Origin of the sequence: Embleya sp. NPDC056575, from assembly GCF_042793325.1 — a bacterium.
In the GTDB taxonomy this organism is placed as follows: Bacteria; Actinomycetota; Actinomycetes; order Streptomycetales; family Streptomycetaceae; genus Embleya.
This window is the reverse complement of record NZ_JBHTVA010000016.1, coordinates 100,902-107,380: the sequence shown is the minus strand read 5'-3', so window position 1 is coordinate 107,380 and position 6,479 is coordinate 100,902. Positions and strand designations below refer to the sequence as shown.

General features: G+C 71.4%; 6 protein-coding genes and 1 pseudogene. 1 reads left to right on the top strand and 6 read right to left on the bottom strand.

Going from position 1 to position 6,479, the window contains the following annotated elements:
• Window positions 1-273: 273 nt before the first annotated feature.
• The 5 genes and pseudogenes from ACFRCG_RS15225 to ACFRCG_RS15205 all read right to left on the bottom strand — a co-directional run bounded on the left by ACFRCG_RS15225 (window position 274) and on the right by ACFRCG_RS15205 (window position 4,690).
• Window positions 274-651, bottom strand: a complete 378-nt coding sequence (locus tag ACFRCG_RS15225) for an STAS domain-containing protein (RefSeq protein ID WP_380031681.1) — start codon at window positions 649-651, stop codon at window positions 274-276.
• Between the two features lie 102 nt (window positions 652-753).
• A complete protein-coding gene (locus ACFRCG_RS15220) occupies window positions 754-2,121 on the bottom strand; it encodes an L-serine ammonia-lyase (RefSeq protein ID WP_380031679.1) in 1,368 nt (455 codons plus the stop codon).
• A gap of 124 nt (window positions 2,122-2,245) precedes the next feature.
• The gene (locus ACFRCG_RS15215) at window positions 2,246-3,226 is read right to left on the bottom strand and encodes a regulatory protein RecX (RefSeq protein WP_380031677.1); all 981 of its coding nucleotides are present in this window, start codon (window positions 3,224-3,226) and stop codon (window positions 2,246-2,248) included.
• A gap of 25 nt (window positions 3,227-3,251) precedes the next feature.
• Window positions 3,252-4,265, bottom strand: a pseudogene (recA, locus tag ACFRCG_RS15210) (recombinase RecA); the annotation flags it as partial.
• A 233-nt stretch (window positions 4,266-4,498) separates the two neighbouring features.
• Window positions 4,499-4,690, bottom strand: coding sequence for a hypothetical protein (locus tag ACFRCG_RS15205; protein ID WP_078975031.1), 192 nt, complete (start codon window positions 4,688-4,690; stop codon window positions 4,499-4,501).
• Between the two features lie 219 nt (window positions 4,691-4,909).
• Between ACFRCG_RS15205 and ACFRCG_RS15200 the strand changes: the two genes are divergently transcribed.
• Complete coding sequence (locus ACFRCG_RS15200) at window positions 4,910-5,518, top strand: NADPH-dependent FMN reductase (RefSeq protein ID WP_380031675.1); 609 nt, start codon at window positions 4,910-4,912, stop codon at window positions 5,516-5,518.
• Between the two features lie 145 nt (window positions 5,519-5,663).
• Here the strand turns inward: ACFRCG_RS15200 and npdG are convergent, their stop codons facing one another.
• Window positions 5,664-6,356 (bottom strand): NADPH-dependent F420 reductase, encoded by a 693-nt coding sequence (gene npdG / locus ACFRCG_RS15195; protein WP_101897013.1) that lies wholly within the window; start codon window positions 6,354-6,356, stop codon window positions 5,664-5,666.
• Between the last annotated feature and the right edge of the window lie 123 nt (window positions 6,357-6,479).

Genomic DNA, 6,479 nt, shown 5'->3' with positions numbered 1-6,479 from the left:
GTGGGGGGGGTTCCTCACGCGCACCGTGGGCTTAGCGGGGCGGGGGGCCGCCACCCCCGCCCCCGCCCCTAACTTGCGGGGGCCGCCCCGTGGGGCTTGCGCTCGCGGGGACGGCCACAGGTCCACGGCCTTCGGGCGACAGCAGAAACATCCGGCGCGCGGACACTCCAAGTGTGGCGTGCATGATCGAATCCGGCCACCCCTCGACCGGACTTTGATCATGCTTGGTGCCGATTCCGCTCACAGCGCAGCGTGTATCGGACAGTGGGGCGGCTACTCGTGCCCGACCGGGGCCTCCTCGGCGTCCAGCGCCTCGCGCACCGTGTCGTGCACGGCGACCATCAGCGTGAAGCCGGTCAGGCGCAACACCCGCTCGACCGCGCGCGTCGGCGCGATCAGCCGCAGCGAACCGCCCGCCTCCCGCACACGTCGCTCCGCGCGGACCAGGATGCGCAGTCCGAAGGAGTCGATGAAGGCGACCGACGACAGGTCCAGGAGCAGACGGGTCGGCTCGGCCGACACCTGCCGACCCAGCGCGTCGTCCAGGATCGGGCCGCTGTCCATGTCGATCTCACCGTGCACGGTCACCAACGTATGACCGGCTCCGACCGCCGACACCTGCACCAGGAGGGGACCACTCTCGTCATTCACGGGCGCATGCCTACCCCTCGTCTCCGCAGGCACACCTCACCCCATCGATGCGATCGCACACCCGGCGACGGGCACTCGACGAGACCGGGCGCCCCGCGAGACTCAGCACTCGATGATGTTCACCGCGAGGCCGCCCCGGGCGGTCTCCTTGTACTTGGTCTTCATGTCGGCGCCGGTTTCCTTCATGGTCTTGATGACCTTGTCCAGCGACACGTGGTGCCGGCCGTCGCCGCGCAGCGCCATGCGGGCCGCGGTGACCGCCTTGACCCCGGCCATGCCGTTGCGCTCGATGCACGGGATCTGCACCAGGCCGCCGACCGGGTCGCAGGTCAGCCCGAGGTTGTGCTCCATGCCGATCTCGGCGGCGTTCTCCACCTGCTCGGGGGTGCCGCCCAGCACCTCGGCCAGACCGCCGGCGGCCATCGCGCAGGCCGAGCCGACCTCGCCCTGGCAGCCGACCTCCGCGCCGGAGATCGAGGCGTTCTCCTTGAACAACATGCCGATCGCCCCCGCGGCGAGCAGGAAGCGCACCACGCCGTCGTCGTCGGCGCCGGGGACGGTCTCCACGAAGTGGTGCAGCACGGCCGGAATGATCCCGGCGGCGCCGTTGGTGGGCGCGGTGACCACCCGCCCGCCCGCCGCGTTCTCCTCGTTGACCGCCATCGCCCACAGGGTGACCCACTCCATCGCGTGTGTGGGCCGGTCCCCCTCTGCGCGCAGCGTACGGGCGGTGCGGGCGGCGCGACGGCGCACCTTGAGGCCGCCCGGCAGGATGCCCTCGGTGGCCAGGCCGCGCTCGACGCACCCGCGCATCACCTGCCAGATCTCGAGCAGCTCGGCCCGGATCTCCGCCTCGGTGCGCCAGGCCTTCTCGTTCTCCAGCATCAGCGCGGACACCGACAGCCCGGTCTCCCGGGTCAGCCGCAACAACTCGTCGCCGGTGCGGAAGGGGTGGCGCAGCACGGTGTCGTCGGGCTTGACCCGGTCCGCGCCCACCGCGTCCTCGTCCACCACGAAGCCGCCGCCGACGGAGTAGTAGGTCTTGCTCAGCAGCTCGGCGCCATCGGCGTCCCGGGCCCACGCGGTCATCCCGTTGGCGTGGTACGGCAGCGTCTTGCGCCGGTGCAGCACCAGGTCGCGGTCGCTGTCGAAGGCGATGTCGTGCACGCCGTGGAGCCGCAACATCCCCGACTCGCGGATCCGGGCCAGCTCCGGCTCGACCTCCTCCGGATCGACCGTGCGCGGCGAGTAACCCTCCAGGCCGAGCAGCACCGCGCGCGGGGTGCCGTGTCCGTGCCCGGTCGCGCCCAGGGAGCCGTACAGCTCGACCCGGACCGAGGCGACCCGGTCGAGGACACCCTCGCTCTTCAGCCGCTGCGCGAACATCCGCGCGGCGCGCATCGGACCCACCGTGTGGGAGCTCGACGGGCCGATCCCGATCGAGAACATGTCGAACACACTGATCGCCAAGGCGGATGGCCCTTCAAGCGGACGGCTGGAGCGCAACGGTGCCGGCGGACACGCTCGTGACGCCCCCGCAGGCTGGGACAACGCTCCCAGGCTAGGTCACCGAGCGACACGGCGGGGGTCGGGATCAGGCCGGCCCGTCCCAGGCGTGCCACGGGGTCGCGGCCGGGTCGTCGTTCTCGTCGGCCTCGGCCTCGTGATCGAGCGCCTCGCGGACGACGCGGACGGCCAACCCCTCGCCGTATCCCTTGCGCGCGAGCATGCCCGCCAACCTGCGGATTCGCTTGTCCCGGTCCAGGCCGCGCGTGCCCGGCAACCGGCGGGCGACCAGGGCCCGGGCGGTCTCCAACTCCTGCTCGGGTTCCAGTTGCGCGACCGCCTCGTCGACCACGACCGCGTCCACCCCGCGCCGGCGAAGTTCCTGGGCCAGCGCCCGTCGGGCCAGCCCCTTGCCCGTGTGCCTGGTGCTCACCCACGCGTCGGCGAAGGCCGTGTCGTCGATCAGACCGACGTCGGTGAAGCGGCCCAGTACGTATTCCGCGACCTCGTCGGGCACTTCCCGGCGACGCAGCGCGTCGGCCAGTTGGGCCCGGGTGCGCGCCCGCCCGGTCAGCAGCCGCAGACAGATCGCCCGCGCCGTCGCCTCCGGATCGGCGAGCGGTTCCGCGGCAGCGTCGACGTCCTCGTCGGACGGCCGCTCCGAGTCCTCGGTGTCACGACGGGCCCGGCCCCGAGTCCCGGCCCGCCTGTCGCGTTTCCCCCGACCACTCCCGGTCCCACGACCGCGAGCGTGTCGGTCCGTGCCCGTGACGTCGGCCCCCGAGCCGTCGTCGATCGGATCCTGTTCGCCCGCCTCGTGCTCCCGCGGGTCTCGGCGCGCCGCGCGGGTCCGGCGGGTGCCGGCTCCCGGAGCACCGCGTCGCCCGACACCACCACCGCGTGTGCCGCCGGCCCCGGTGTCGGCGCCCGAGGGAGCGGCGGCCTCGATGGCGGCCATCGCGGCTCGCAGTTCGGCGGGGTCGACGGGTGGCCGGGCGGCTGGGGAGACGGATCCGTCGGCGGACCCGTCTCCCCACGTGTTCGACCACTCGCCGGCAGGGCGAACCACGGACTCAGCCCTCCTCGGGTTCCGCCTCCGCCGGTGCGTCGACCCGCGGGCCGACTCCCAGCTTCTCCTTGATCTTCTTCTCGATCTCGTCGGAGAGGTCGGGGTTGTCGCGGAGGAACTTGCGCGCGTTCTCCTTGCCCTGACCGAGCTGGTCGCCCTCGTACGTGTACCAGGCGCCGGACTTGCGCACGAAGCCGTGCTCCACGCCCATGTCGATCAGGCCGCCCTCGCGGCTGATCCCGATGCCGTAGAGGATGTCGAACTCGGCCTGCTTGAACGGCGACGCGAGCTTGTTCTTGACGACCTTGACCCGGGTGCGGTTGCCGACCGCCTCGGTGCCGTCCTTGAGCGTCTCGATCCGCCGGATGTCGAGGCGGACGGAGGCGTAGAACTTCAGCGCCCGGCCACCGGTCGTGGTCTCCGGCGAACCGAACATCACGCCGATCTTCTCGCGCAGCTGGTTGATGAACAGCGCGGTGGTGTTCGTCTGGTTGAGCGCACCGGTGATCTTGCGCAGCGCCTGGCTCATCAGTCGGGCCTGGAGACCCACGTGCGAGTCGCCCATCTCGCCCTCGATCTCGGCGCGCGGCACGAGCGCCGCCACCGAGTCGATCACGATGATGTCGACCGCGCCGGAGCGGGTCAGCATGTCGACGATCTCCAGCGCCTGCTCGCCGGTGTCCGGCTGGGAGACCAGGAGGGCGTCGGTGTCGACGCCGAGCTTCTTGGCGTATTCCGGGTCGAGCGCGTGCTCCGCGTCGACGATGGCCGCGATGCCGCCGGCCCGCTGGACGCTCGCGATGGCGTGCAGGGCGAGGCTCGTCTTGCCGGAGCCTTCCGGGCCGTAGACCTCGATGACCCGGCCGCGCGGGAGCCCGCCGATGCCCAGCGCCACGTCGAGCGAGATCGAGCCGGTGGGAATGACCTCGATCGGTGCGCGCACCTCGTCGCCGAGGCGCATCACCGAGCCCTTCCCGAACTGCCGTTCAATTTGGGCGAGGGCGTTTTCGAGCGCCTTCTCGCGATCCTGTCCAGCCATGGATGCCGCCTTGCCGGTCTGTGGTGTTCGCTTCACACCTTGAACGCTAACCCGTCGCACCGACACGGAGGCACGACCGGCGCACGCCTGTGGACAACGTCGGATCGAAGCGTAGCCCGAACCTTTGTTCGAATTGATGCCGACACGCCATCCGGCACCGGCATCCACCCTTACGGGGGACGGCCGGCGGGCGGCGGGAGCGGGGTCGGGCAGCGGGGATCAGGCGGCGGGGATCAGGCCCGCGCGGCGAGATCGCGCGCACGGCGCACCCGCTGCCGGCGCAGGTAGTAGAACGCGATGTTGCCGTCGAGCGCGGCGAGGAGCACGAACGGCAGGCCGAGCCAGCTCCCGTTGACGAAGGCCACCACGGCGGCGGCGAGCGCCAGCACGCACACGATCACGGCGAGGACGACGATGCGGGGCATGGCGGGGGCTCCAGACGGGTGCGGACGGACCTCGGTCGCGGCGCTTTCCGGCGCGACGCGGCTCCATTGTCGCCCCCGACGACCGCACGACCGGCACCCACCCGGCGCCCACCCGGCACCCGGAAGTTGAATCCACAACAAGCTCGCGCTACATTGTTAAACGTTCAACAACCTTGCCGCGCCCTACCCGGCACCCTCTCTCCATCCATGGAGGAACCCATGTCCCGCATCCTTGCGATCTCCGGTTCGCTGCGCGCCGAGTCGTTCAACACGGCACTGCTGAACGCCCTCCAGCCGTTCGCGCCCGACGGCATGCAGATCGAGGTGTTCAAGGGGCTCGACGAACTGCCGCACTTCAACCAGGACCTCGAGCCGAACCCGCCCGCCACCGTGGTGCGCCTGCGCGAGGCGATCGCGGAGGCCGACGGCCTGATCATCACCACCCCCGAGTACAACCGCAGCCTGCCGGGCGTGCTCAAGAACGCGCTGGACTGGGCCTCGCGTCCGTACGCCCAGGGCGTGCTGACCGGCAAGTCGATCGTCGCGATCTCCGCCTCGCCCGGCCCCCAGGGCGGCATCCGCGCGCTGATCCAGCTCAAGGCGCTGCTGCGGGACCTGGGCAACTTCGTCGTCTCCGGCCCGGAGATCGCGGTGCCCGAGGTGCACACCCGCCTCGGGGTCGAGGCCGACGTACAGCACGTGCTGACCGACTCGGTCACCGCCGGCATGGTCACTCACGTGCTCGGCGGCCTGCGGGACGCGATCGACAACGGCGCCGGCGAGCTGGTCACCCGCCCGCTCCAGACCTGGAGCGCCGCCCAGGTCTGATCCCCGGGCGACCCGGGCGATCTCCAGGCACCCTCGGCTCCGGCCCCGAAAAGCACGAACGGCGTGCGGCCCCCACATCCTCGGATGCGCGGGGCCGCACGCCGTCGTGCGTCGGACGGGCACTCGCGGGCGTGGCCGGACCGGCTCACACGTCGGTGACGCGCAGTCCGGCGTGTGCCTTGTAGCGGCGGTTGGTCGAGATCAGGTTGGCGGTCAGCCCCTCGACCTGCCGCGCGTTGCGCAGCCGGCCGGCGTACACCCCGCGCATGCCGGGGATCCGCGACGCGAGCGCCTGCACCGCGTCGGTGGCCTCGCGCTTGTCGCCGAGCACCATGATGTCGGTGTCGAGCGACTCCACGTTCGGGTCGAGCAGCAAGACCGCGGACACGTGGTGGAAGGCGGCGGTGACGGTCGAGTCGGGGAGCACGGCGGCGGCCTGCTGGGCGGCGCTGCCCTCCTCGACGTCGAGCACGAACGCGCCCTGCTTGTCGAAGCCCATCGGGTTCACGCAGTCGACCACGATCTTGCCCGCCAACTCGCCCGTGAGGGAGAGCAGCAGATCGCGGTGGCCCTCCCAGGGCACGGCGATGATCACGATGTCGCTCTCGGCCGCGCAGGTGGCGTTGTCGGCGCCGCGCACGCCGGCACCGAGTTCGGCCGCGGCGGACGCCGCACGGTCGGCGCTGCGCGAGCCGATGATCACTTTTTGGCCGGCGACGGCCAGGCGGTACGCGAGGCCGCGGCCCTGCTCACCGGTGCCGCCGAGGACGCCGACCACCAGATCGTCGATGTTCGGCAGGTCACGCGGGTCACGCTTGGGGGACGAGGGGGTTGTCATGGGCGCGATCCTGCCGGCCGAAACCGAAGAGAACACGGGGTCCGCGCCCGGATGCAGTCGACGTCACAGTGGTTTTCGGCTGCGGAGGTCGATTCACCCGTAAATAGCCCTTATATATGACAA

Bases quoted from the DNA above. Each gene is read 5' to 3' on its own strand.
- ACFRCG_RS15205 (WP_078975031.1), bottom strand. From the start codon at position 4,690: ATGCCCCGCATCGTCGTCCTCGCCGTGATCGTGTGCGTGCTGGCGCTC.
- ACFRCG_RS15200 (WP_380031675.1), top strand. From the start codon at position 4,910: ATGTCCCGCATCCTTGCGATCTCCGGTTCGCTGCGCGCCGAGTCGTTC.
- npdG (WP_101897013.1), bottom strand. From the start codon at position 6,356: ATGACAACCCCCTCGTCCCCCAAGCGTGACCCGCGTGACCTGCCGAAC.